The following is a 25,276-nucleotide window of genomic DNA, read 5'->3' as shown; positions in this document are numbered from 1 at the left end:
TCTCGATAGCCCGGCCTGCGTCCCTGTATTACCCGTCACCTGCTGCAATGCTTTTTATCTGTATATCCATACAGATAAAAGTTGCCCCTGTCGCCAAGTCCGGCCATTCTGTGCACCTGTTCGGACCTTGATCGACGATGGTGGTTATGCGGCTGTACCTCTGTGAAAAACCCTCCCAGGCCAAAGACATTGCGGCCGTGCTCGGCGCCAAGCGTCGGGGCGACGGCTGCTGGCTGGGAACGGACGTCACGGTGACCTGGTGCATCGGCCACTTGCTCGAAACCGCGCCGCCGGACGCCTACGACGCACGCTACAAGCGCTGGGTGCTGGCTGATCTGCCGATCATTCCGGACAAGTGGAAAATGACCGTCAAGCCGCGTACCGCCAGCCAGTACAAAGCGGTCAAGCGCCTGCTCGGCGAGGCCAGCGAGCTGATCATCGCCACCGACGCCGACCGTGAGGGCGAGATGATCGCCCGGGAACTGGTCGAGCACTGCCGTTATCGCGGGCCGATCCGCCGTTTATGGCTCTCGGCGCTGGATGAAGCCTCGATCCGCAAAGCCCTGGCCGCGCTGAAACCTGGGGCTGAAACTTTCAGCCTGTATCACTCGGCGCTGGGGCGCTCGCGGGCGGATTGGCTGATTGGCATGAACATGAGTCGACTGTTTACGCTGCTCGGTCGGCAATCGGGTTATCAAGGCGTGTTGCCGGTAGGCCGGGTGCAGACGCCGACCTTGCGCCTTGTGGTGGATCGCGACCGCAGCATCGCCGATTTCGTGCCGGTGCCATTCTGGGCGATCGATGTTGATCTGCTGCACAACGGCATCCCGTTTACCGCGCAGTGGCGCGCGCCGTCGGATGTTTGTGACGATCAGGAGCGCTGCCTGAATCAGGCGCTGGCCCAGCAAGCGGCTGCGGCGATCAGCAGCGCTGCCAGTGCTCGAGTGATCAAGCTGAAAACCGAGCGCATGCGCGAAGTGGCGCCCCTGCCCTTCGATCTCGGCACCTTGCAGGAAGTCTGTTCGAAGAAACTCGGACTCGGTGCGCAGGAAACCCTCGACATCGCCCAGGCGCTCTATGAAACCTACAAGGTCATCACTTACCCGCGCAGTGATTGCGGTTATCTGCCCCTGAGCCAGCACAGCGAGGCGCCGGGGATTCTCGCCGCGTTGCGGCAGGCCGATCCGGGTCTTGAGGCGCTCAACGGGTTTCTGGAGCCGCAACGCAAATCCCGGGCATGGAACGACGCCAAGGTCAGCGCTCACCACGGCATCATTCCCACCGCCGCCGCGAAGAATCTTGAACGCCTGAGTGGCAAGCACCGCGCGGTCTACACGCTGATCCGCGCGCGCTATCTGGCGCAGTTCCTGCCCAATCACGAATATGATCGCACCCAGGCCGATTTCGATTGCGCCGGTGAGGCGTTGCGTGCGGTCGGCAAGCAGATCATCGAACCGGGCTGGAAACGCGCATTGCCCGAAGCGCTGGCAGCGGCGAAGGGCCGCGAGGCACCCGCACCGCAAACCTTGCCGGCCCTTAGCCAAGGCGTCGAATGCGCCATCGCCGCTGTGAAGCTCAAGGATCTGTGGACGCAACCACCGAAACCCTACACCGAGGGTGATCTGATCAAGGCGATGAAGAACGTCGCCAAACTGGTCGAGGATCCACTGCTCAAACAGAAGCTCAAGGACACCACCGGGATCGGCACCGAAGCGACCCGCGCGTCGATCATTCAGGGTTTGATTGACCGTGGTTATCTGGTGAAAAACGGCAAGGCCCTCGCCGCCACACCGGCGGCGTTCAGCCTGATCGATGCGGTGCCCCGCGCGATTGCCGATCCCGGCACCACGGCGATCTGGGAGCAGGCGCTGGACATGGTGCAAAGTGGCGAAATGAGCCTGGAAGAATTCGTCACCAAACAAGCGGCGTGGATGAGCAAACAGGTGACACGCTGCTCCAGCCTCAGCCTGACCATCAGCGGCCCGCCGCCGGCCGGTAAAGCGGCGGCACCGTGGAAGAAGAAACGCAAATCGACCCGCAGCAAAACCACGGGTACGACAAAACGCACAGCGAAACCGTCAGGCAAATAAAACCCGCTAGTGTTTCTGCAAGGCTCAGCACTTTCAGGAACCCGGAGCATGGCCAATATCGAACTGCACCCCGCTCAGCGCGATGAGCTGGAAGTCATCGAAAACCTCATGCAGTTCTACATGCACGACTTCAGCGAGTGGCTGCCGCTGAAGCTCGCCGAACACGGCTTCTTCTCCATCCAGCCGAAAACCGACTACTGGCGCCACCCGGCTACCCGCCCCTTTCTGATTCGCGTCGGCGGCGAACTGGCCGGGTTTGTGACCGTCGATGACGAAATCCACATTCCCGGTGCCGAACACAACATCGGCTACTTTTTCATCGCGCGACGCTTCCGTGGCCAAGGCGTCGCGCAGTTTGTCGTCTCTGCCCTCTTGAGCCAGATCCCTGGTCAATGGCAGATTTTCCATATCGACGCCAACCTGCCGGCCCAGCGCTTCTGGGCCAGGCTGATTCCGTTGTTGAGCAATGGCCACTTCACCCTGCAGCAGCGCGAAGTAGACGGTTATCCGTGCACCTTCTACGGGCTGCGCACGCCTTTTTCCGTTGCCTGAACGGATTCTTTCTCATTCCAAAACAGCTTTGTCCGACAATATGTAGTGAACAAAAATAATCACTACAAAACCGTTGACGGCATCGTTTTGCTTTTGCATGATGAAGACGTTCCCCGATCGGGAACATCGGTAACACGCTTGAGCAAACTCGTCTGACCGCCGAGTTGTTTTTTCCGGATACACGCTGCCCACAAGGCAGATTGAAGAAGCTGACCTGGCCTGAACGTCCAGTACAAGGACGAGAAGCGCTGGCGAAAATTCTCAAGACGCTTGTGGTCGACACGGTAAATGTCGTCAAGGAGCCTCCCGGTTTTCGCTGCTTCTCCTCGTTGTGACGCTATTGCGTAGCAGTTATTCAACACGACTACATGCAACAGATGCACGACCCCGTACTGTCCACGGGCGAGCGCTGACGTCCTGGTTTCGGTGCCAGGGATCAACTAACCGATGGGCTACCTGTATTAGCGAATCAACTTTGAAAGATCACCAGACTGGTCAAGGGGCAATATCATGAATCTGAACAATCAACCAACTATCGAAGAACTGGCTCGTATGTTCGCTGCGCAGAAAGACAGCCATGACAGCCATATTCTGTGGATCAGCAAGTCGGGGCAGGTGCATATCGACTGCCTGGCGCCCCATGCTGGCGAAGAAGAGTTCGACCGCAACCATCAGAACCTGCTGGCCCGCCTGAAGATGTACCGTCGCGGCCACGGTTATGTTGGCAAGAAAGCCGCGGCCGACAAGGACTTCATCGGTAATGTTCTGCAAACGCTGAAACAGGCGTGGGGTTCGATGCAGAACAACAATGAAGTTCGGGTGATTGATCGGTTCTGCTGAGTTAGTCATTAAATAATTGAAAGGCCTGCTTCCTTAAAGGAAGCAGGCCTTTTTTTGTTCGCTTGCATTGATTTGGCGTGACTGGAATTGTAGCCCCTCACCCCAGCCCTCTCCCGAGGGAGAGGGAGCGACCGAGTGATCTCAAGTCATCCGTCAACCCGGAACACCGAGTTGATTATGGATTCAGCAAAAGACTCCCAGGTCGGCGTATTTCTTCAACATCTCGCGGTCAGTCCCCTCTCCCTCTGGGAGAGGGTTAGGGTGAGGGGCTTCCCATGTCCAACACCAATTCCACAAACGCCACCGCCGCCGCACTGTGATAATTATTGCGCCGCCGCAAAAACGCCGCCCCACGCTGCGGCGCATCACTCTCGACCCGCACCCTGCGCAACGCCCGATCCTCGGTGGCAATCGCTTCCGGCAACATCGTCGCCAGCGGCGAATGCCGCACCACTTCCAGCAACGTACTCACCGAATTCACCTCGATCCGCACCTGCGGCGTAATCCCTTGCTGGCGAAAATACTCATCCACCGATAAACGCGTGATGAAGTCCGGCGCCAACAAGGCGAAATCCAGCGAAGCAATATCTTCCGGCGTCAGCACCGACTTACTGTCATACAGCGGATGCTCACGCCCGACCATGATCCCCAACGTTTCGGTAAACGCCGGAATGCACTCGATATCGACGTTACGCACCGGCGTAAACGCAATAGCAATATCCAGCGAGTCATCCGCCAGCCCCGCCTCAATATCGTCCATCGACAACTCGAATATCTGCAAATGAATCCCCGGGTACCGCGCGGCAAAGTCGCGCACCAACGGCCCGACCAGATACGCCATGAATGTCGGCGTCATCGCCAGACGTAACGTCCCGCGAGACAAATCCTTCACGTCATGCAACGCGCGCTTGCCCGCCTCCAGCTCGACCAACACCCGCCGCGCGCATTCGATGTAGGCCACGCCGGCGTCCGTCGGTTTGACCGTTCGCGAGGTGCGATCGAACAGGCTCACCCCCAGAGTTTCCTCCAGTTGGCGAATCTGCTGCGACAGGGTTGGCTGCGACACATGCAACGCCTCGGCGGCACGGGTAAAGCCGCCGTGATCGGCTACGGCCAGCAGATAACGCAAATGTCGCAGCAGCATGGGAATCACCATCCATAGGCAGGGCTTATGCCAAGCATTGTATATCGGTCTTGGACGCTATGGATGAATCGGCAGAAGATCAATCCCACACAGCAAGCCAACCCCTGAAAGGAGTGACACCATGCAACAGTCCCACGCCTACAACGACACCAGCCTGGCCCTGACCACCCGCGTTCTCGACGCCAAGGCACGCAAAGATCTGTCGTGGCAGGATCTGGCTGACGGCACCGGCCTCAGCCTGGCGTACGTCACCGCAGCCCTGCTTGGCCAACACCCGCTGCCAGAAAACGCCGCCCAAGTGGTTGGCGACAAGCTGGAATTGAGCGCTGAAGACGTCGCGGCGATGCAGATCATCCCCCTGCGTGGCAGCCTCAGCGGCGTGCCGACCGACCCGACCATCTACCGCTTCCACGAGATGATCCAGATCTACGGCACCACCCTCAAAGCGCTGGTTCACGAGCAATTCGGCGACGGCATCATCAGCGCGATCAACTTCAAACTCGACATCAAGAAAGTCGAAGACCCGGAAGGCGGCTCCCGCGCTGTGGTCACCCTCGACGGCAAATTCCTGCCCCTGCGTCCGTTCTGATCCGCACCGGCCCGCACCCTGCGTGCGGGTCAACCCATCCCAAATGGCTACCCGTCACCAACACATCTGGAGGCTGCCCCATGCAAAAAATTCTGTTGATTCTGGCTCTGCTCGGCGGCGTTTGCGCCCAGGCATCTGCCGCTGACGAGGCCGTCGCCTACCGCTACGGCATGCCACTGGATATCGCCAAAGTACTGAGCATTACCCCGGTTGCCGATGTGTGTGGCGTGGTGCCGGTGGAGATGACGTATCTGGACAGCCACGGCGGCAAACACATTCTTCAATACAGCGAATTCGGCAGCGGTTGCTCGAACTGAGAGGACAACACCATGAAAAACCTGATTGATGGCTTCCTGAGATTCCAGAACGAAGCGTTCCCGCAACGCACCGAACTGTTCAAACACCTGGCGACCACGCAACAGCCCGGCACCTTGTTCATCACCTGTTCCGACAGCCGTGTCGTGCCGGAATTGCTGACCCAGCAAGAACCTGGCGAACTGTTTGTGATCCGCAACGCTGGCAATATCGTGCCGTCCTACAGCCCGCATCCGGGTGGCGTTTCGGCGACGGTGGAGTACGCGGTGGCGGTGCTTGGTGTGACCGATATTGTGATCTGCGGGCATTCTGACTGCGGCGCGATGACCGCGATTGCCCAGTGCAAATGCATGGATCACTTGCCCGCCGTCAGCGGCTGGTTGCAGCATGCCGAATCGGCGAAAGTGGTTAACGAGGCGCGTCCACATGCCAATGAGGCGGCGAAATTGAGTTCGATGGTGCGCGAGAACGTGATCGCGCAACTGGCGAATATCCAGACCCACCCGAGCGTGCGTCTGGCTCAGGAGAAAGGCCTGCTGAATCTGCATGGCTGGGTGTATGACATTGAGACCGGCTCGGTCGATGCGCTGTCCTCGGACCGCCGCACGTTTGTGCCACTGGCCGAGCAACCGGCGACTTGCGCGATCCATGCACAAACCACCCACGCGGCCTGAGCAACTGATCGTTCCCGCGCTCTGCGTGGGAATGCCTCAAGGGACGCTCTGCGTCCAGTGACGCGGAGCGTCACGGGCTGCGTTCCCACGCTGGAGCGTGGGGACGATCACTCACTACGAGATCAGCGTTTTACCGTGAGATCGATCTGGGTCATGCGGCTGCGCACAGTGAACACGCCATCCCCCGAAAGAATCGCACTGCGCGCAAACAAGCGCCCGCTCTCCCAGTTCGAAAGCCCCAGCTCCGGCTTGTTCAGCGCGTACTGCCCATCGACCCAACGGGTAATGCCATTGCCCACAAACGGCGCATTCACCGCGTTGTAAAAACGCTCTTGTACGGCTGCCTCCTCACTGATCAACGACACGGTAAATTGCGGGCTGTAGCGATTGAACAGCGCAATCGCCTGATCCAGATCGTCGACAATCATCAGGCTGACTTCCGGGGTTTCTTCCCATTCCCACTCGCGACCCAATGCGGATTCCGCCAAGGGCTCAGCCAGTGCTTCAGTCTGATAACCCTCAGCGCGATAGACCTCGACCGTCGCGTTCTGCCACTCACTCGGCAAGCAGCCTTCGCTGCCTTCGACGATGTGCAATTTGCAGCCCTGCCCACGCGCGGTGCCGGCCTGCTGCAATGCATCAAGAAACAACGGCACCAGTTCCGCCGCGCGATCACGCTGGATCAGACACACGTTGAGGGTGTTGCACACCTTGCGATCCAGCGAGTTGCGCACCACGGCGGCAAAGCGTGTGGCATCGGCAGCACGATCGGCGATCAACCATGCGCCACCCGTACCGTGCAGGCTGACGGCGGTGCCAGCCTGCTGGGCAATGCTGCCCAACTGACTAACCGCACGACCCGAACCACGCGCCACCGCCAGCGACAAACGTCGGTCAGCGAACATCGCCCAACCGGCGGCGTGATTGACGCTTTCCACCAACGACACCGCGCCGGCCGGCAGACCTGCATCAGCCAGCGCCGGGTTCAGTGCGTGAGTGACGATGGCTTGCGCGGTGCCCAAGGCATCGCTGCCGATACGCAGCACGGCGGTGTTGCCGGTGCGCAATACACCGGCGGCATCAGCGAACACGTTCGGTCGACCTTCAAAGACAAACGCGACAATGCCCAGCGGCGAAACCACTTGCTCGACTTTCCAGCCGTCGTGCTCGACGCTGCTGATGACTTTGCCGCGCGTGGCGGCGGCATCGCGCCAGGCGCGCAGGCCGGCGATCATGTCGTCGCGCATGCGCCCATCGGCGAGCAAACGGGTGGTCGAGCGGCCGCGCGCCTTGGCCCGTTCGATATCGGCAAGGTTGGCGGTTTCGATGTGCGCCCAGCACGCCGGGGTCTCCAGACGCTGTGCAAACAGGTCGAAAAACTGGCTGATCGCCTCATCAGATACCGCCGACAGTGCGGTGAATGCCGCTGCTGCGCGTTCAATCGCCACGGACGCCGCTTGCTGATCCGCCACGGGGATCAGCAGCAGCTCGCCACTGACCTGTTCCACCAGCAGGTGGTCACCGGGCTGAAAGCGCGCGGCCTGTTCGGAGCTGACCACGGTGACGCGGTTACCAGCGAAAGGGATCGGCGTGCCAGCGACTAGACGTTCGAGCGCAAGAGACATGAAGCGGATTCACCATGCAGGGAGCGGCCGGAAAATGTATAGGAACAGCCTCCCCACAGGCAACACAAAACCAGTGTAGGCCTTCGCCTGCTCGCGATAGCGGTGGATCAGATACACACATGTTGACTGACACTACGCTATCGCGAGCAGGCTCACTCCTACAGGGATTGGGTTTCAGATCAAAAGACTGACCAGCCAATCCGTGAACTGAGCATCTCCAGCGCCGCCATCCCCGCCAGCGAATTCCCCGCCGCATTCAACTCCGGCGACCACACGCACACCGTGAACTGCCCCGGCACCACCGCAACAATTCCGCCACCGACACCGCTCTTGCCCGGCAAGCCAACGCGGTAAGCGAAGTTACCCGCTTCGTCATACAGCCCGCTGGTGGCCATGATCGAGTTGACCTGCTGGGTTTGCCGACGCGTGAGGATCTGTTCGCCGCTGTGTTTGCAGAAACCGTCATTGGCCAGAAAGCAGAACGCCCGCGCCAGATCGATGCAGTTCATGCGCAACGCGCAATGGCTGAAATAGCTGCGCAGCACCGCTTCGACGTCATTGTGAAAATTGCCGAACGACTGCATCAGATACGCCATCGCCGCATTGCGCGCGCGGTGCTGGTATTCGGAGTCGGCGACTTTGCCGTCGATCATGATCTGCGGATTGCCGGACAGGCGCCGGACGAAATCGCGCATCGACAGGGTCGGCGCGGCAAAGCGCGACTGGTTGATGTCGCAGATCACCAGCGCACCGGCATTGATGAACGGGTTGCGTGGCCGACCGCGCTCGAATTCCAGCTGCACCAGCGAGTTGAACGGCTGCCCGGACGGCTCGTGACCGAGGCGTTCCCAGATCGCTTCGCCGGAATGATCGATCGCCTGCACCAGGCTGAACACCTTGGAAATACTCTGCACCGAGAACGGTGTCTCGGCGTCACCGGCGCAGTACATCTCGCCGTCGTTGCCGTACACGGCGATGCCCAGTTGATTGGCCGGCACCGTGCCGAGGGCGGGAATATAGTCAGCCACCTTGCCCTGCCCGATCAGCGGGCGGACAGCGTCAAGAATCTCGTTCAACAGCGCTTGCATGCCGGGTTCCGAAGTCTCGCCCCATGGGATTGCGGGGACACTGGGGCTAGACGCTGCGCCCGCCCGTCGAATCACACCGGCCTGCATCGCACTGAATGTTCTAGGCTCAAGCGCACATTCAAAACGGGAGAGCTCCCATGCATCTCGAAGGCTCCTGCCATTGCGGCGAGGTCACATTCAGCCTCACCAGCGCCCACCCCTACCCTTATCAACGCTGCTACTGCTCGATCTGCCGCAAGACCCAGGGCGGTGGCGGTTATGCGATCAACCTCGGCGGCGACGCGACCAGCCTCAAGGTGCGCGGGCGCAAACATATCAGCGTCTATCACGCGAAGATGAAAGACGAGGGCGACAAACGCGCCCATCGCAGCAGCGCCGAGCGGCATTTCTGTTCACTGTGCGGCAGCGGCTTGTGGCTGTTCAGCCCGGAGTGGCCGGAGCTGATCCACCCGTTCGCCTCGGCCATCGACACACCGTTGCCGGTACCGCCGGAGCACACGCATCTGATGCTCGGTTCGAAAGCAACCTGGGTCGAAGTCGAAACCAAAACCAAAGACCAACAGTTCGAAGTCTACCCCGAAGAATCCATCGCCCAATGGCATGAACGCCTCGGTTTGACCCGATAGTTCAAAGGCAAACATAAATCCCTGTGGGAGCGAGCCTGCTCGCGAAGGCGTCCTGTCAGCCAGCATTGATGTTTCTGACCCAACGCATTCGCGAGCAGGCTCGCTCCCACAGGTTTTTCATCATTCTTGATTCGGTGCAGTTCCCTTTTCCCGCACTCGTTCGGTTAACCCCTCAGAAGCACTTCAACTACCGATCGATTCGATGCAAAGGGATCTCCATGTCGCACGTCCGTTTCGCCCTGTGCCCGCTGGCACTGGCACTGCTGAGCATTTCTGCCAACGCCGCTGAAAAAACCGCCCAGACCTTGCAACTGGGCGCCACCAATATTTCCACCCAAGGCCTCGGCGCCACTACCGAGGACACCCACTCCTACACCACCGGCGCCATGTCTTCGGCCACCGGTCTGCCGCTGTCGATCCGCGAAACCCCGCAGTCGGTGACGGTGATTACCCGTCAGCAAATGGATGATCGCGGCGTACAAAGTGTCGGTGATGCGCTGCGCAACACCCCCGGCATTTCCATGCAGAAGTACGACAGCGACCGTACCGAGTTTTCCGCCCGCGGACTGGCGATCACCAACTTCCAGTACGACGGCGTCAACATTCCATACGACGGCGTGTACGGCGAGAACCCGAACAACGGCGACGACGCCGCCAGCATCGACCGCATTGAAATCATCAAAGGCGCCACCGGCCTGATGACCGGCTCCGGCGACCCGTCGGCTACGGCCAACCTGATCCGCAAGAAGCCGACCAAAGAGTTCAAAGCTTCGATCAGCGGCACCGTTGGTTCGTGGGATGCCTACCGCACCGCCGGTGATATTTCCGGTTCGCTGACCGACTCGGGCAACGTGCGCGGACGTTTCGTCGGCGCCTATTCCGATCAGAATTCCTATCTGGATCACTACAGCCAGCGCAAAGACCTGTTCTACGGCATCCTCGAAGCCGACCTCAGCGACGACACCCTGCTGACCTTCGGCGTCGACAAATCCAGCACCACACCACGCGGTTCGTCGTGGACCGGCAACCCGGTGTATTTCGCCGATGGCGGGCGAACCGACTTTGGCCGCCACTTCAACTCCGCCGCTGACTGGAGCCGCCGCGATTTCGACAACATCACCTACTTCGCCTCCTTGGAACAGGCGTTGGCCAATGACTGGAAATTCAAGGTCAGCCTCGACCAGAAAACCACCGATCACGACACCCGCCTCGCTTCGGCCAGCGGTGGTAATCCGAACCGCGCCACGGGTGAAGGCATGTTCATGTATTGGGGGCGCTGGGAAGGTCATCGTGTGCAGAACACCGCTGATGTCAACGTCTCTGGCCCTTTCACCCTCGGTGGTCGCGAGCATGAACTGATCGCCGGCGTGATGACCTCGCACTCGCGACAGACTGGCGCGACCTACGACAGCAGTGCGTTTTCCGAAGTGCCGGGGAGCATCTACGACTGGGACGGCAATCTGCCGAAACAGGATTTCCCGAAGAACGGCAAGTACGAGCGCACCCAGAGCCAGAACGGCATTTACCTGGCCACGCGCCTGCGCCCGACCGACGATCTCTCGGTGATTCTCGGCAGCCGCTTGAGCACCTTCAAATACAACGAAGACTACCGCTACAACCCCGGCGCCGGCCTCGACGACACCCACACCAGTTACAAGGAACACGGCGTGGTCACACCGTACGCCGGGGTGATTTATGACCTCGACGACACCTACTCGCTGTATGCCAGCTACACCAGCATTTATCAGCCGCAGACCTACAAGGACGCCAACGGCTCGACGCTTGCGCCGGTCGAGGGCGACAGCTATGAAACCGGTTTGAAAGCGGCGTATTTCGACGGTCGCCTCAACGCCAGCCTGGCGTTCTTCCGCATCGAGCAGGACGGCGTGGCCGAGTCGATCGGCACCAACGCGGTGACCAACGAAGGCATCTACAAAGCCATCGACGGCGCCACCACCAAGGGCGTGGAGCTGGAACTGGCCGGCGAACTGGCCGAAGGCTGGAACGTCTCCGCCGGTTACACCTACGCGCGCACCCGTGATGCCGATGAGCAGCGCATGTACGGTTATCCGTTGTCGACCACCAAGCCTGAGCATACGGTGCGCACCTTCACTACCTACCGTTTGCCCGGCGTGCTCGACAAGGTCACCGTCGGTGGCGGCGTGAGCTGGCAGAGCGCGTTCTACGGAAAGATCTACAGCGCCCCGGCCGGCGACTACACGCGGATCAAACAGGGCGGCTACACCCTCGTCGACCTGATGAGCCGCTATCAGTACAACGAGCACCTGAGCTTCACGGTCAACGCCAATAACGTGTTCGACAAGCGCTACCTGACGGGTCTGGGCAACTTCGATACGACGTTCTACGGAGAGCCGCGCAATTTGATGCTGACCACCAAGTGGGATTTTTGATTCTTGGCTGAAATAGCGGCGCCATGGATGGCCCTATCGCGAGCAGGCTCACTCCTACAGGGGGGGGGCTGCGTTGCTTACAAATTTTGAGCAAGACACAAGACCCTGTAGGAGTGAGCCTGCTCGCGATAGCGGTGGGTCAGCCGCAAAAATGCTGATTGGACTGACCCCTTCGCCAGCAGGCTGGCTCCCACAGTGATCTGTGGTGCTCACAAATCCAGTGTGGGAGCGAGCCTGCTCGCGAAGAGGCCGGCACAGATCACAGCATTAATCCAGATGCGCCCAGGTCATCCGAAACGACGCCCCACCCCAAGCCGAATCCCCCACCTCAACCTGCCCGCCATGGGACTGCGAGACCCGGCGCACCAAAGCCAGTCCCAAACCAAACCCACCCGTACGCCGATCGCGACTGGCATCCAGTCGCGAAAACGGTTCAAAGATCTTCTCCCGCCCATGCACCGGCACGCCCGGCCCATCGTCGTTGACCCGCACTTCGTAATAATCACCGGTGCGCACCAGTGTCACTTCAACCCGCTGCTCGGCGTAGCGAATCGCGTTGCGCAGCAGATTGATCACCGCTCGCGCCATGAATCGCGGCTCGATACGCACGGTGTCGAGCCGGCAATCACCGATCAGCAACTGCACGCCCGCCGCTTCGGCTTCCAGCGCGACACTGCCGACCACACTGTCGAGCCAATTGGCAGCCTGAATGTTTTCACGCTTGATCACCGTTGCGCCGCGCTCGAGGCTGGCGTAGGTCAACAGTTCCGAGACCATTTCCTCGAGTTCGCCGAGGTCGGCGTACATGTCGGCAATCAGCTCTCGGTTCTGACTGGCGTCCGGTTGCTGTTTGAGCTGGTCGAGTTCGAACGACAGCCGCGCAATCGGCGTGCGCAGTTCGTGGGAGACGGCGTTGGTCAGTTCACGCTGGTTGGCGATCAGGCCTTCGATGCGCGCCGCCATCAGGTTGAAGTGCTCGGCCAGATCGCGGATGTTCGAGCGCTTCGACAGTTGAATGCGCACCGACAGATCGTTATCGCCGAAACGCTCTGCAGCGAGGCGCAGTTTCTCCAGATCGCGCCAGTGCGGACGCACCCAGAAAAACAGGACGATGCCGATCATCACGGCAATCATCAGATAGGCGCCGGCGATGTAGAACGGCATCAGACTCGGCTCGGCCGGCAAGCGGATGCTGAGTAATTGCGGGCCATCGTCAATCGCGGAAATGTACTGGGTGTATTTGTCACGGATCACCAGCAGCCCTTTGGCCAGCTCGGCTTTTTCCGTTTCGCTCAGTGCCAGTTCAGAGGCGTCGACCAGCGTCAGTCCCAAGCCGTAATGCGGGCGAATCGTTTTCAGCTGGTTTTCCCGGGCCGGGCCGTCGAGTTCACGCAATTGCTGACCCAACGTCCAGGCCTGTCCGCGCACGGCCTCACGGTTGTAGTCCTGCATCTGATAATCGAGCAAGGCATCGAAGGTACGCTCGACCGTCTGCAAGGCCAGCACCAGCCCCATCGTCATGACCAGAAACAGCCCGAAAAATAACCGCAGCATCTACAGCTCCCACGCGAACGGATTGAACAGATAACCCTTGCCCCACACGGTCTTGATACAGATCGGCTCACGGGGGTTGTCTTTGAGCTTGTTGCGCAACTTGCTGATGTACACGTCGACGCTGCGGTTGAGGCCGTCGAAGGCGATCCCGCGCATGCGATTGAGGATGTCGTCACGCGACAGGACCTTGCCGGCGGCGCTGGCCAGCAACCACAGCAGTTCGAATTCCATGGTGGTCATTTCGATGACCTCGCCCGCCAGCCGCACTTCCCGACAACTGCGGTCGACGCTCAACTGGCCGAACTCGATAAAACTCACCACGTGGCTGTCGGGCACCTGGCGCCGTTGCAGCGCTCGCAACCGGGCCAGCAACACCGGCGGCTTGATCGGTTTGATCACGTAGTCATCGGCACCGGATTCCAGACCGAGAATGTGGTCGAGATCGTCTTCCTTGGCGGTCAGAATCACGATCGGCGTGTCCGACACACTGCGAATCTCGCGGCACACGTGCAAACCACTCTGCCCCGGCAGCATCAGGTCGAGCACCACGACTTTCGGCTTGAATTCGAGAAAGGCCGCCACGGCCAGATCACCGCGATGCACTGTGCGCACCTCGTAGCCGTGTTGTTCGAGAAAGTGTGCAATCAGCGCAGCGAGGCGCTCATCGTCTTCCACCAACAGGACTTTGCCAAAACCCAGGTTATCCATAACGACCGTCTGCCACCCAAGTGTGAAGTGGTCGGCATTATGGCGGCAATCGCGCTGAAGGCGTTTGCTTCAGACAGCAAAAACCGGCCGCTGGGGCCGGTTTTCGGTGATGTTTCATACTCTTAAGAGTTTTTAACATTCACCCGATGATCGCCATAAGTGTAGGAGCTGCCGCAGGCTGCGATCTTTTGATCTGGCTGTTAAAAAACAACATCAAAAGATCGCAGCCTGCGGCAGCTACAGGTACGTCAGATGGCAGGCACACCGCTGTGGAAGCGAAACTCTTCGTCCGGCGATTCGATCAGTTCCTGCTCGGCGGCGCGGACCTTGTCGATGACCTGAGCAATATCTTTCGCATCACCGTACTGATAGGCGAGTTTCAGATAACCCTGAAAATGCCGCGCCTCGCTTTTCAGCAGGCCAAAGTAGAACTTGCCGAGTTCTTCGTCCAGATGCGGCACCAGCGCTTCGAACCGCTCGCAACTGCGCGCTTCGATAAACGCGCCGACCACCAACGTATCGACCAGTTTCACCGGCTCGTGGCTGCGCACAACCTTGCGCAAGCCCGAGGCGTAACGACCGGCATGCAGCTGGCGCAGTTCGATCTTGCGCCGTTTCATGATGCGCATGACCTGCTCGTGGTGCACCAGTTCTTCCCGGGCCAGACGCGACATCATGTTGATCAGGTCGACGTGGGAATGGTACTTGGCAATCAGGCTCAGGGCGGTGCTGGCAGCCTTGAACTCGCAGTTCTTGTGGTCGATCAGCAGGGTGTCCTGATCGGCCAGTGCGGCCTGAACCCAGGCGTCGGGGGTGCGGCAGCCAAGGAATTCGTGGATTTCGGGAAGGATCATGGGGCTCACGGTAAAAGGTGTTCGAGCGAAGGGCGCCGATTATACCGGCCTGTCCGCAGACCACCAGCGGCTGGCGTTGATATGCATCAAGTCGCGCACGATCAAGCAGCAACTATAGTTGTGCAACGCCGTGCCTTTTCTTTGCTGGAGACTCCGCTCATGCAAGCCATTCGCAGCATTCTGGTGGTCATCGAACCCGAACATTCGGAAAGCCTGGCGCTCAAGCGCGCCAAGCTGATCGCGGGCGTGACCCAGGCCCATCTGCACCTGCTGGTGTGCGACAAGAAACACGATCATGCCGGCATGCTTGGCGTACTCAAGGCTGCGCTGGTGGCTGATGGCTACAGCGTGACCACCGAGCAGGCGTGGAACGAGAGCCTGCATGAAACCATCATCGATGTGCAGCAGGCCGAAGGTTGCGGGCTGGTGATCAAGCAGCACTTTCCGGACAGTTCACTGAAAAAAGCCCTGCTGACCCCGGCGGACTGGAAACTGTTGCGCCACTGCCCTACCCCGGTGCTGCTGGTGAAAACCGCCGGTTCGTGGAAGGACAAAGTGATTCTGGCGGCGGTGGATGTCGGCAATGCCGATGGCGAGCACCGGCATTTGCACACGACGATCATTGATCATGGCTACGACATTGCCAGTCTGGCCAAAGCGCATCTGCATGTGATCGCGGCGCATCCATCGCCGATGCTGTCAGCAGCGGACCCGACGCTGCAACTGAGTGAAACCATCGAAGCGCGCTATCGCGAGCAATGTCGGGCGTTTCAGGCGGAATTCGATGTCGATGATGAGCACCTGCACATCGAGGAAGGCCCGGCGGATGTGTTGATTCCGTTCATGGCGCACAAGCTGCAGGCGGCGGTGACCGTGATAGGCACGGTGGCGCGTACCGGGTTGTCAGGGGCGTTGATCGGGAATACGGCGGAAGTGATTCTGGATGCGCTGGAAAGCGATGTGCTGGTGCTCAAGCCGCAGGAGGTTGAGGATCATTTGGTGGAGTTGGCGGTGAAGCATTAAGAATTGCGGTACCTGAACCGGCCCCTTCGCGAGCAGGCTCGCTCCCACAGGGGTACGCATTCCAAATGTAGGAGTGAGCCTGCTCGCGATGGCGGTGTATCGGCCGAAGACTATGTTGAATGTACCGGCCCCATCGCGAGCAGGCTCACTCCTACAGGGGTACGCATTCCAAATGTGGGAGCGAGCCTGCTCGCGAAGCTTCTAGGCGCCGAAAGCGTCTTTCAAAAAGCCCGGGGCGATGTAGCGCTGATAGTGCGCTTCCGACAGCAGGAAGAATTCCCGATCAATGGCATCGCGCAGTTCCGGCAGGTTCCAGTCACGAAACTCCGGCAGCAGCACCATCCCGTACGCTTCCAGATTAATGATCACCCGCGCACCCCGGGCAATCAGCTGATACGCCCAGCAATATTCCGACTGATGCGGCACAAAGCGGATCTTGCGCTGTTCCAGTTGCTCGCGCAGGCGCGCCGAATCGAAAATCTCGACCTTGCCCGCCATCACTTGTGACAGCAATTGCTCCAGACGCAGCCACACCGCGCGCTTTTCCTCCTCGTTGTATCCATTCCAATGGATCACTTCGTGGTGGAAACGCTTGCAGCCACGGCACACCAGATCACCGTAAACAGTGGAGCAGAGGCCGACGCAGGGGGTCTTGATGGTCTGATTGGGCATAAGATAGGCAAAACACTGAAACGCGGAACAGGTCGGCATGTTAGCCCTTTGTCGGCCATTGATCACCCCTCAAACATCAGGGTCTCAGCCGTACCGCGCGTTTGACCCGGCCGCGCGCATTGCCACGAAAGTCCAATAGAGCGCGACTTACCTTTAAATTTTTTTTGCCGTAGAATCAGCCAGCCTTTTAAGGCGCCAATGTCCGTTAGAAGCTGTTTTCAAAGCGTCACGAGCACAGTCGTTCCTTCAGAGCGGTGTTGGCGAGGGATTTTTCCAGCGGGGAAAAATCCAGCGCCAACCCTCATCAGCTCCCCGTTCTGCAGGCGTAAAACTTTGAAAGCAGCTTCTGTAAGGAATTGCCGGTAATTCTGGCCGAACGACCCACAACGTCGTGAGGAGCATGAGTACGGCAATTTCGGGATGAGCGTCCCGGACACCCATTTGGGACCACTGATGAGGGTAATAACTGTGCTTGAAGCCTACCGCAAACATATCGAAGAGCGTGCAGCCCTGGGTATCGTTCCCCAGCCGCTTAACGCCGAACAAACAGCAGGCCTGGTCGAGCTGCTGAAAAACCCTCCGGCTGGCGAAGAAGAATTTCTCGTTGACCTGATCACCAATCGCATTCCACCAGGCGTGGACGAAGCGGCTTATGTCAAAGCCGGCTTCCTGTCTGCACTGGCCAAGGGCGAAGTTTCCTCCCCTCTGCTGGACAAAAAGCGCGCTGTAGAACTGCTCGGCACCATGCAGGGCGGCTACAACATCGTCACTCTGGTTGACCTGCTGGACGACGCCGAGCTGGCGCCAGTCGCTGCCGCGCAACTCAAGCACACCCTGCTGATGTTCGATGCGTTCCACGACGTCGCGGAGAAAGCCAAGAACGGCAACGTTCACGCTAAAGCCGTGCTGCAATCCTGGGCTGACGGCGAGTGGTTCAAAAACCGCCCAACGCTGGAAGACAAGATCAGCCTGCGCGTTTTCAAAGTCACCGGCGAAACCAACACCGACGACCTGTCCCCTGCTCCAGATGCCTGGTCGCGTCCAGACATCCCGCTGCACGCCCTGGCCATGCTGAAAATGGCCCGTGACGGCATCGTTCCTGATCAGCAGGGCGCCATCGGCCCGATGAAGCAGATCGAAGAAATGCGCGGTCAAGGCTTCCCGATCGCCTACGTCGGTGACGTGGTCGGTACCGGTTCGTCGCGTAAATCGGCGACCAACTCGGTGCTGTGGTTCTTCGGCGACGACGTTCCTTACGTGCCGAACAAGCGCGCTGGCGGTTTCTGCTTCGGCAGCAAAATCGCTCCGATCTTCTACAACACCATGGAAGATGCCGGCGCACTGCCAATCGAGTTCGACGTTTCCAACATGCACATGGGCGACGTGATCGACCTGTACCCGCATGCTGGCAAAGTCTGCAAACACGGCACCGACGAAGTCCTGACCACCTTCGAAATGAAGACTCCGGTGCTGTTGGACGAAGTCCGCGCCGGCGGCCGTATCCCGCTGATCATCGGCCGCGGCCTGACCGAGAAGGCTCGCGCCGAACTGGGTCTGCCAGCGTTCGACCTGTTCAAGAAGCCTGATGCACCGATCGAAAGCACCAAGGGTTACACCCTGGCGCAGAAAATGGTCGGCAAGGCTTGCGGTCTGGCAGAAGGCAAAGGCATCCGCCCTGGCACCTACTGCGAACCGAAGATGACCACCGTGGGTTCTCAGGACACCACCGGTCCAATGACCCGTGACGAACTGAAAGACCTGGCGTGCCTGGGCTTCTCGGCTGATCTGGTGATGCAGTCGTTCTGCCACACCGCGGCTTATCCAAAGCCGATCGACGTGACCACCCACCACACCCTGCCTGACTTCATCATGACCCGCGGCGGCGTTTCCTTGCGTCCGGGCGACGGCATCATCCACTCGTGGCTGAACCGCATGCTGCTGCCAGACACCGTCGGTACCGGTGGTGACTCGCACACCCGTTTCCCGATGGGCATCTCGTTCCCGGCCGGTTCCGGTCTGGTTGCGTTTGCTGCGGCCACCGGCGTTATGCCGCTGGACATGCCGGAATCGATCCTGGTGCGCTTCAAAGGCAAAATGAAACCTGGCATCACCCTGCGTGACCTGGTTCATGCGATTCCTTACTTCGCCATCCAGAACGGTCTGCTGACCGTTGAGAAGAAAGGCAAGAAAAACGCTTTCTCCGGCCGCATCCTGGAAATCGAAGGTCTGGAAGGTCTGACCCTGGAGCAGGCGTTCGAACTGTCCGACGCCTCGGCCGAACGTTCGGCTGCCGGTTGCACCATCAAGCTGTCGAAAGAGTCGATCACCGAGTACCTGAACTCCAACATCACCCTGCTGCGCTGGATGATCGGCGAAGGCTACGGCGATGCGCGTACCCTGGAACGTCGTGCTCAAGCGATGGAAGCCTGGGTTGCCAACCCGGAACTGATGGAAGCCGATGCCGACGCCGAATACGCCGAAGTCATCGAAATCGATCTGGCCGACATCAGCGAGCCGGTACTGTGCGCGCCGAACGATCCGGACGACGCCCGTCTGCTGTCCAGCGTTGCTGGCGAGAAGATCGACGAAGTGTTCATCGGTTCGTGCATGACCAACATCGGTCACTTCCGCGCTGCCGGTAAACTGCTGGATCAGGTCAAGGGTCAGCTGCCAACCCGTCTGTGGCTGTCGCCGCCGACCAAGATGGACGCTCACCAACTGACCGAAGAAGGCTACTACGGCATCTACGGCAAGGCTGGTGCACGCATGGAAATGCCGGGCTGCTCGCTGTGCATGGGTAACCAGGCACGCGTTGAGCCAAACGCTACCGTGGTGTCCACTTCCACTCGTAACTTCCCGAACCGTCTGGGCGACGGCGCGAACGTCTACCTGGCTTCGGCTGAGCTGGCGTCCGTGGCTTCGATCCTGGGTCGCCTGCCGACCGTCGAGGAGTACATGGAATACGCTGGCAAGATCGACAGCATGGCGGCCGATATCTACCGCTACCTGTCCTTCGACCAGATCGCCGAGTTCCGTGAAGCTGCTGCGAACGCCAACATCCCGGTCGTTCAAGCCTAACGTTACAACGCAATGAAAAACGCCGCCCATCGTGAGATGTGCGGCGTTTTTTTATGCCTCACATATAGACCCTGTGTGCGAGCCTGCTCGCGAAAGCGATTCATCATCCAATAGTTACATCGACTGACACACTGCTTTCGCGAGCAGGCTCGCTCCCACATTTGATTTTTGCCAGACAGGAGAACTGCATTTCCCCCATAGAGTTATGGGTTGAACTTGAGGGCTTTCTGCACGGCGCCATCGACGCTCAAACCGCTGAGGATCACACCGTTGGCCTGCACTTCAGGCAAAGCGTCCAACACCGTCAGCGCTTCATGCTTGAGCCGCGCCAGAATCAATCGCTTGCCTTCCTGATGCACCCGCAAGAAAAACTCCTGCATCGCCTCAATGCTGGTGCCATCCAGGTCCGGCGTCTCTTCAAGACTCAGAATCACCGTGTGCACCGGCACCTCTGCATGGCGGACCAGTCTTAACGCCGCCCCCAGAATTCGTTCAACATTGGCAAAGAACAACGCCTCACTGGGCCGAATGATCATTACGCCAGGCTCCGTCTGGGCAATGGGATGACGCTGCACATCAACAAAATCGTGCCCGCCATCAATCCGCCCGAGCACCTGAATATCCGCCGCCGACATCTGTTTGAGCATCAACAGCACACTGATCGCCACCGAGACCAGCAAGCCGTCCAGCACGCCCAATAGCAGCACGGCAGAGACTGCGCAGATCACCAGCAAACGATCCCGGCGCCAGATGAAATACCGGCCCAGCGGCTGCAAACTCAAGCCACGACCCAACGCATGCATGACAATCGCGGCGAGGATCGGCTCCGGCGTCAGGGCAATCCATGGCAACACCGTCAGCACGATGATCAACACCACCAGTGCTGCCACCGCGCCGGCCCAGCGTGACGTCGCACCCGCTGCTTCATTCGCCGAAGTCGCCGAATACCCGGCGCCTGCCGGCATGCCATGAAACAACCCGGAAAGCAGGTTCGACGCGCCCAGCGCCAGCAGATCGCGGTTTGAAGTGACGCGGTCGCCATGCTTGAGCGCATACGCACTGATCGAGCCATACGACTCCGCATACAGAATCATCACCAGCGCAAACCCTACCTCGCCCAAACGCAGCCAGTCGGCGAACGGCAGCACTGGCAAATTGGGCACTTCGAGGCTGAGGTCGATCATGCCGATCATCTTCACGCCGTATGCCGGCAGGTTCAGCCATTGCCCGGCGACGATGCCGATCACCACCACCAGCAAGCCACCGGGTAACCGAGGGAATCGTGAAAACAACCCTAGCAACACCAGCGCAACAGCAGCGACAGCGGCGGCTGGCCAGTTCCATTGCGGCAGTTGTTCAAGCAATTGCGGGGCGAAGCGCACCAGATTGGCGTCAGTCAGATGCACGCCGACCACGCTGGCGACCTGTTTGAGAATGATCGTCAGCGCCAGGCCGAAGGCAAATCCGCGTAAAACCGGTTTGGCGATGAAGGCGGTGACACTGCCCAGACGAAAGAGCCCGGCCAATAGAAACAAGCCGCCCGTGACCAACACCAGGCCGACTGCCAGGGTCGAGCGCAATTGCGTGTCACCATTGGCCAGCGTCGCCGTCGCGGCCGCCAGCACTGCGGCCGACGAGGACGTCGCCGACACAATCGCAAAACGACTGGTGCCGAACACCCCATAACACAGCAACCCGGCAAACAGAGCGATCACCCCTGCCTGAGGCGCCAGCGCGGCGATGGTCGAATACGCCACCGCTTCGGGCAGCAAGAGGCCTGCGATGGACAGGCCGGCGAGCACGTCCTGCCAGCGATTGATGGGTGCAACAGGTGGCGCGAGGCTCGACAATCCACTGTCTCCAGACGAAAAAAAACCGCTGCGCATCGGTGATGCGCAGCGGCGTACTGTAGCTCAAAAACAAAAGATCGCAGCCTTGTGCAGCGTCTGCTCAGGGATTCAGGCAGTGGCTGCCGCAGGCTGCGAACTTTTACATCGTCAGCTTGTAAACCAGTGCCGAAATCGCTACCAGACCTACCGCCGTTACAAACACGTTAGACGCCTGACCACGATAGCGCGCCATCGCCGGAATCTTGCGAATCGCATACATCGGCATCAGGAACAGAATCGCCGCGATTACCGGGCCGCCGACGGTTTCGATCATGCCCAGAATGCTCGGATTCAGGGTCGCGATGATCCAGCAGATCACCAGCATGAACGCCGCCACGATGCGATCCAGTGCCTTGGCGCTCGGACGCTTGCCGCTCTTCACGATCAAGCCTTTCAGGCCCTCACTGGCGCCGATGTAGTGACCGAGGAACGACTTGGAGATCGCGACAAACGCGATCAACGGCGCGGCGAACTCAATGGTCGGATTGTTGAAGTGGTTGGCCAGGTACGACAGGATCGACAGATTCTGCTCTTTGGCTTCCGCCAATTGCTCCGGCGACAACGTCAGCACGCAACTGAAGACGAAGAACAGCACCATCAGCACCATCAATGCATGGGCGCGGAACAGGATCTGCGAGCTGCGCTCATCGGCATGCACGCCGTACTGACGCTTCTGATCCACTGCAAACGCCGAAATGATCGGCGAATGGTTGAACGAGAACACCATCACCGGAATCGCCAGCCACAGCGTGTGCAGCAGCGCCGACGGCGGCGGCACCTGCGAAACGGTGGTCAGGATGCCGCCGTTCCAGTGCGGAATCAGGTATACCGCCAGAAACAGCAGCGCGACGATGAACGGGTACACCATCAGGCTCATCGCCTTGACGATCGCCTCCTGGCCGCAACGCACCACAGCCAGCAAACCAAGAATCAGCACGAACGACAGCAGCGCACGTGGCGGCGGTGTGATGTGCAATTGATGCTCAAGGAAACTGGCGACCGTGTTGGTCAAGCCGACGCTGTAGATCAGCAGGATCGGGAAGATCGCAAAGAAATAAAGCAGCGTGATCAACGCACCAGCCTTGATGCCAAAATGCTGTTCGACCACTTCAGTGATGTCGGCGCCTTCGCGACCGGAAAGCACAAAACGGGTCAGACCGCGGTGAGCGTAGAACGTCATCGGGAACGCCAACAGCGCAAGGACCACCAGCGGCCAGAAGCCACCCAGGCCTGCGTTGATCGGCAAATACAGGGTACCGGCGCCAATGGCCGTTCCAAACAACCCCAACATCCAGGTGGTGTCCTGGCGATTCCAGCTCGAAAGTTCAGCGGGTGCTGCTGCATCAAAGCGCTCTTCGACGCTATTGGCCTGATCATTCATCCGGTCGGATCTCCGCATTCCGGTCACTTGCCACTCGGTCAGGACGCGTCGGAAAAAACCGACAGACATGCTCCGGCCGAAACAGGGGCGCGATTCTCCGCGATAAATGAGCAGAAGCAAAGACTTAGCTGAGGAATGGTTGTGCGGAGCAGATCAGTGGGATGTCGTTTTCTGGAAAATTGCTGTCGTCCACAACTACGTCGAATGTCGTTTTTGGCCCGTATCAGCGACAAGCGCGCCCGTCAGGAAAACATTTCAGATCACACGAAGAATCATCGTCCCGATTGTGATGACGACCAGCGCAAACACTGCCCCCATACCGAACCTGAATAATTCTGAGCGAATCTCCGCTGGGGACAGACCTTTGGCCTCTTCAGCAAACTCGGCGTCCTCTCGTCGAAGTCGTTCAACTCTGGCTTCAGGGTCTTCTCTGTACATATTTAACGTCCTTTGCTAAGTCGCGAGACCAATCTGTTATGTAAAACGTTATTGAGCAGCCGGTACGCCTGATCGCAAACCATGATGGGTGAAGCGCTTCATTTAAAACCTGGTCAACATTCCGAATACAGCAGTAATCGCAGTTAGCAGCCCCGTGCCTACTGCTACCGGGTACCAGAATCTCTCTCGCTTTAGTTTGTTTTCCTCAGCCATAAGCTTGCGTCTCTCGACAATGAGCTTGCGTGATTCGTTTTGTAGCCTTTCGAGTTCCAGATTTTCCCGATCATTCTGAAGCATTTGCCTTCCTTGGCTGTTGGCAGTGACTGAACAGGCTGCTTTGGATCCTGATGATTTCGCATTCATCACTTGCCAGGTAGCAGACGAGTCTGGCGGTTTCGTAGGTAAATTCCTCAGATCAGGTAGGTCGCCTCAAATAGAGACTTTTAGGTAATGCGCAGAGATCAAGCGCCCTATTCTTTCAATTTGGCCCACTTGATCTAGCGTGAGATGAATCCCCTGCCCTGCGGAGCCTTCCCATGCCACTGGTTCGCGTCGATATCCAGCAAAACCCCGACCCCACTTTCGCCAAACGTATCGGCGAGCACATCTACGCTGCCCTGCGCAGTTGTATCGATGTGCCCGAGCACGACAACTTCCAGATCCTCACCGAGCACGACAGTCAGCACCTCGTTTACGACCCGCAGTATCTGGGGATCCAGCGCAGTGATGGCGTGGTGTTCATTCAGATCACCATCAGCGAAGGGCGCTCGATAGAGAAGAAACAGTTGCTGTTCAAAACCATCGCCGAAAGCCTGCACACCCAACTGGCGGTGCGCCTGGAAGACGTCTTCATCAATCTGGTGGAGGTGAAAAAAGAGAACTGGTCATTCGGTAACGGCATTGCGCAATACGTCACTTGAGCGGGTGATTGACAGCCCGGCATCGGTGCCAGCATGATCGGCCCCATGAACATTCGCGCGCTGCAACTCACCCGTACCACCACGACCGCCACCGGCGGGTCGTGGTGTTTCTGCCTGAGGTAAACCCAGCGCAGCAAACCCAAGGCCCCGCCAGCAATGGACGGGGCCTTGTTGTTTCTCCCGTCCGTGCGGCATCTGCAGCCCCCAAGGAGAAACACCATGCCCGCAGCACTGTTGATCATCGATATGCAGGTTGGTCTGTTCCACGGACCGGAAAAGCCCTACCAGGGCGAACGGGTTCTGGCCAACATCCAGCGCCTGGTCGCTCAGGCCCGCGCGACTCAAGTGCCGATCTTTGCCGTGCGCCACACCGGCCCGGACGGCTCACCGATTGCCGCTGGCAGTCCTTTCTGGCAATTACTGCCAGCGCTTGAGCTGGACGCAGACATCGACACCCTCTTCGACAAATCCCGTCCCGATGCTTTCCATGGCACTGACCTTGCGCAGCAACTCAAAGCCGCACAGGTAGAAGAGCTCTATGTGGTCGGTATGAAAAGCCAGTTTTGCATCGACAGCACCTGTCGCAGCGCTGCCGATCTGGGCTTCAGACCACTGCTGGTCACCGACGCCCACACCTGCATGGACACAACCGAGCTATCGGCCGAAGCAATCATCAAACATCACAACGCTACGCTCGGTGCCGCCTTTGCACGATTGATCGACAGCGCTGAAGTGACGTTCTAAGGAAATCCACTCTGAAGTTGACGCAACTTGACTTGCTGCGGTTGCGTCAACCAGACATTTG

At 59.2% G+C, this 25,276-nt stretch carries 21 protein-coding genes; 12 read left to right on the top strand and 9 right to left on the bottom strand.

The annotated features are described in order from the left end of the window. Positions 1–146 precede the first annotated feature (146 nt). The 3 genes from AC5SEM_RS07850 (at position 147) to AC5SEM_RS07840 (ending at position 3,482) form a co-directional block, all read left to right on the top strand. Positions 147–2,090 (top strand): DNA topoisomerase III, encoded by a 1,944-nt coding sequence (locus tag AC5SEM_RS07850; RefSeq protein WP_495472571.1) that lies wholly within the window; start codon positions 147–149, stop codon positions 2,088–2,090. Positions 2,091–2,138: 48 nt separating this feature from the next. Then, positions 2,139–2,642, top strand: coding sequence for a GNAT family N-acetyltransferase (locus AC5SEM_RS07845; RefSeq protein ID WP_495472570.1), 504 nt, complete (start codon positions 2,139–2,141; stop codon positions 2,640–2,642). A 510-nt stretch (positions 2,643–3,152) separates the two neighbouring features. Continuing rightward, positions 3,153–3,482, top strand: a complete 330-nt coding sequence (locus AC5SEM_RS07840) for a hypothetical protein (RefSeq protein ID WP_077573387.1) — start codon at positions 3,153–3,155, stop codon at positions 3,480–3,482. A 256-nt stretch (positions 3,483–3,738) separates the two neighbouring features. Here AC5SEM_RS07840 and cynR read toward each other — a convergent pair whose 3' ends face one another. Further along, complete coding sequence (gene cynR, locus AC5SEM_RS07835; RefSeq protein ID WP_495472569.1) at positions 3,739–4,626, bottom strand: transcriptional regulator CynR; 888 nt, start codon at positions 4,624–4,626, stop codon at positions 3,739–3,741. Positions 4,627–4,747: 121 nt separating this feature from the next. Here cynR and cynS point away from each other — a divergent pair, with 121 nt between their 5' ends. The 3 genes from cynS (at position 4,748) to AC5SEM_RS07820 (ending at position 6,204) form a co-directional block, all read left to right on the top strand. Then, positions 4,748–5,215 carry a cyanase gene (cynS, locus tag AC5SEM_RS07830; RefSeq protein WP_016982959.1) on the top strand — a complete coding sequence of 156 codons (468 nt, stop codon included), beginning with the start codon at positions 4,748–4,750 and terminating at the stop codon, positions 5,213–5,215. 80 nt (positions 5,216–5,295) lie between these two features. Next, positions 5,296–5,532 carry a DUF2790 domain-containing protein gene (locus AC5SEM_RS07825; RefSeq protein WP_495472568.1) on the top strand — a complete coding sequence of 79 codons (237 nt, stop codon included), beginning with the start codon at positions 5,296–5,298 and terminating at the stop codon, positions 5,530–5,532. A gap of 12 nt (positions 5,533–5,544) precedes the next feature. After that, on the top strand, positions 5,545–6,204 hold the full coding sequence (locus AC5SEM_RS07820) for a carbonic anhydrase (protein ID WP_495472567.1): 660 nt from the start codon (positions 5,545–5,547) through the stop codon (positions 6,202–6,204). A gap of 122 nt (positions 6,205–6,326) precedes the next feature. On the opposite strand, the gene AC5SEM_RS07815 is transcribed toward AC5SEM_RS07820, so the two are convergent. Together AC5SEM_RS07815 and glsB are read right to left on the bottom strand one after the other, a co-directional pair. Continuing rightward, positions 6,327–7,829 (bottom strand): aldehyde dehydrogenase family protein, encoded by a 1,503-nt coding sequence (locus AC5SEM_RS07815; RefSeq protein ID WP_495472566.1) that lies wholly within the window; start codon positions 7,827–7,829, stop codon positions 6,327–6,329. A gap of 179 nt (positions 7,830–8,008) precedes the next feature. Next, positions 8,009–8,917 carry a glutaminase B gene (glsB, locus tag AC5SEM_RS07810; protein ID WP_034152462.1) on the bottom strand — a complete coding sequence of 303 codons (909 nt, stop codon included), beginning with the start codon at positions 8,915–8,917 and terminating at the stop codon, positions 8,009–8,011. A 137-nt stretch (positions 8,918–9,054) separates the two neighbouring features. On the opposite strand from glsB, the gene AC5SEM_RS07805 reads away from it, so the two are divergent. Then, positions 9,055–9,543, top strand: a complete 489-nt coding sequence (locus AC5SEM_RS07805) for a GFA family protein (protein WP_495472565.1) — start codon at positions 9,055–9,057, stop codon at positions 9,541–9,543. 218 nt (positions 9,544–9,761) lie between these two features. Beyond that, positions 9,762–11,954 carry a TonB-dependent siderophore receptor gene (locus AC5SEM_RS07800; RefSeq protein ID WP_495472564.1) on the top strand — a complete coding sequence of 731 codons (2,193 nt, stop codon included), beginning with the start codon at positions 9,762–9,764 and terminating at the stop codon, positions 11,952–11,954. 267 nt (positions 11,955–12,221) lie between these two features. Here AC5SEM_RS07800 and AC5SEM_RS07795 read toward each other — a convergent pair whose 3' ends face one another. From AC5SEM_RS07795 to AC5SEM_RS07785, 3 genes are all read right to left on the bottom strand, one after another. After that, complete coding sequence (locus AC5SEM_RS07795) at positions 12,222–13,508, bottom strand: ATP-binding protein (RefSeq protein WP_495472563.1); 1,287 nt, start codon at positions 13,506–13,508, stop codon at positions 12,222–12,224. Then, entirely contained in the window at positions 13,509–14,216 is a 708-nt protein-coding gene (locus tag AC5SEM_RS07790; protein ID WP_495472562.1) for a response regulator, read from the bottom strand. A 248-nt stretch (positions 14,217–14,464) separates the two neighbouring features. Continuing rightward, the gene (locus AC5SEM_RS07785; RefSeq protein ID WP_077573397.1) at positions 14,465–15,070 is read right to left on the bottom strand and encodes a MiaE family protein; all 606 of its coding nucleotides are present in this window, start codon (positions 15,068–15,070) and stop codon (positions 14,465–14,467) included. Between the two features lie 159 nt (positions 15,071–15,229). On the opposite strand from AC5SEM_RS07785, the gene AC5SEM_RS07780 reads away from it, so the two are divergent. Beyond that, positions 15,230–16,093, top strand: a complete 864-nt coding sequence (locus AC5SEM_RS07780; protein ID WP_123593908.1) for a universal stress protein — start codon at positions 15,230–15,232, stop codon at positions 16,091–16,093. Positions 16,094–16,294: 201 nt separating this feature from the next. On the opposite strand, the gene AC5SEM_RS07775 is transcribed toward AC5SEM_RS07780, so the two are convergent. Then, positions 16,295–16,765, bottom strand: coding sequence for a DUF1289 domain-containing protein (locus AC5SEM_RS07775; RefSeq protein WP_038366489.1), 471 nt, complete (start codon positions 16,763–16,765; stop codon positions 16,295–16,297). 468 nt (positions 16,766–17,233) lie between these two features. Here AC5SEM_RS07775 and acnB point away from each other — a divergent pair, with 468 nt between their 5' ends. Further along, complete coding sequence (gene acnB / locus AC5SEM_RS07770) at positions 17,234–19,843, top strand: bifunctional aconitate hydratase 2/2-methylisocitrate dehydratase (RefSeq protein WP_116031200.1); 2,610 nt, start codon at positions 17,234–17,236, stop codon at positions 19,841–19,843. A gap of 203 nt (positions 19,844–20,046) precedes the next feature. Here acnB and AC5SEM_RS07765 read toward each other — a convergent pair whose 3' ends face one another. Next, positions 20,047–21,693 (bottom strand): SulP family inorganic anion transporter, encoded by a 1,647-nt coding sequence (locus tag AC5SEM_RS07765; RefSeq protein ID WP_495472561.1) that lies wholly within the window; start codon positions 21,691–21,693, stop codon positions 20,047–20,049. Positions 21,694–21,832: 139 nt separating this feature from the next. Beyond that, complete coding sequence (locus AC5SEM_RS07760) at positions 21,833–23,113, bottom strand: HAAAP family serine/threonine permease (protein WP_064117620.1); 1,281 nt, start codon at positions 23,111–23,113, stop codon at positions 21,833–21,835. A gap of 974 nt (positions 23,114–24,087) precedes the next feature. On the opposite strand from AC5SEM_RS07760, the gene AC5SEM_RS07755 reads away from it, so the two are divergent. Beyond that, positions 24,088–24,471 (top strand): tautomerase family protein, encoded by a 384-nt coding sequence (locus AC5SEM_RS07755; RefSeq protein ID WP_116031208.1) that lies wholly within the window; start codon positions 24,088–24,090, stop codon positions 24,469–24,471. A gap of 219 nt (positions 24,472–24,690) precedes the next feature. Further along, positions 24,691–25,215 (top strand): cysteine hydrolase family protein, encoded by a 525-nt coding sequence (locus AC5SEM_RS07750; protein ID WP_495472560.1) that lies wholly within the window; start codon positions 24,691–24,693, stop codon positions 25,213–25,215. Positions 25,216–25,276 lie beyond the last annotated feature (61 nt).

The sequence above is a fragment of the Pseudomonas sp. CH61 genome, from assembly GCF_059429415.1.
Note: the sequence above shows the minus strand (reverse complement) of the source record. Positions and strands in the feature narration are given on the sequence as shown.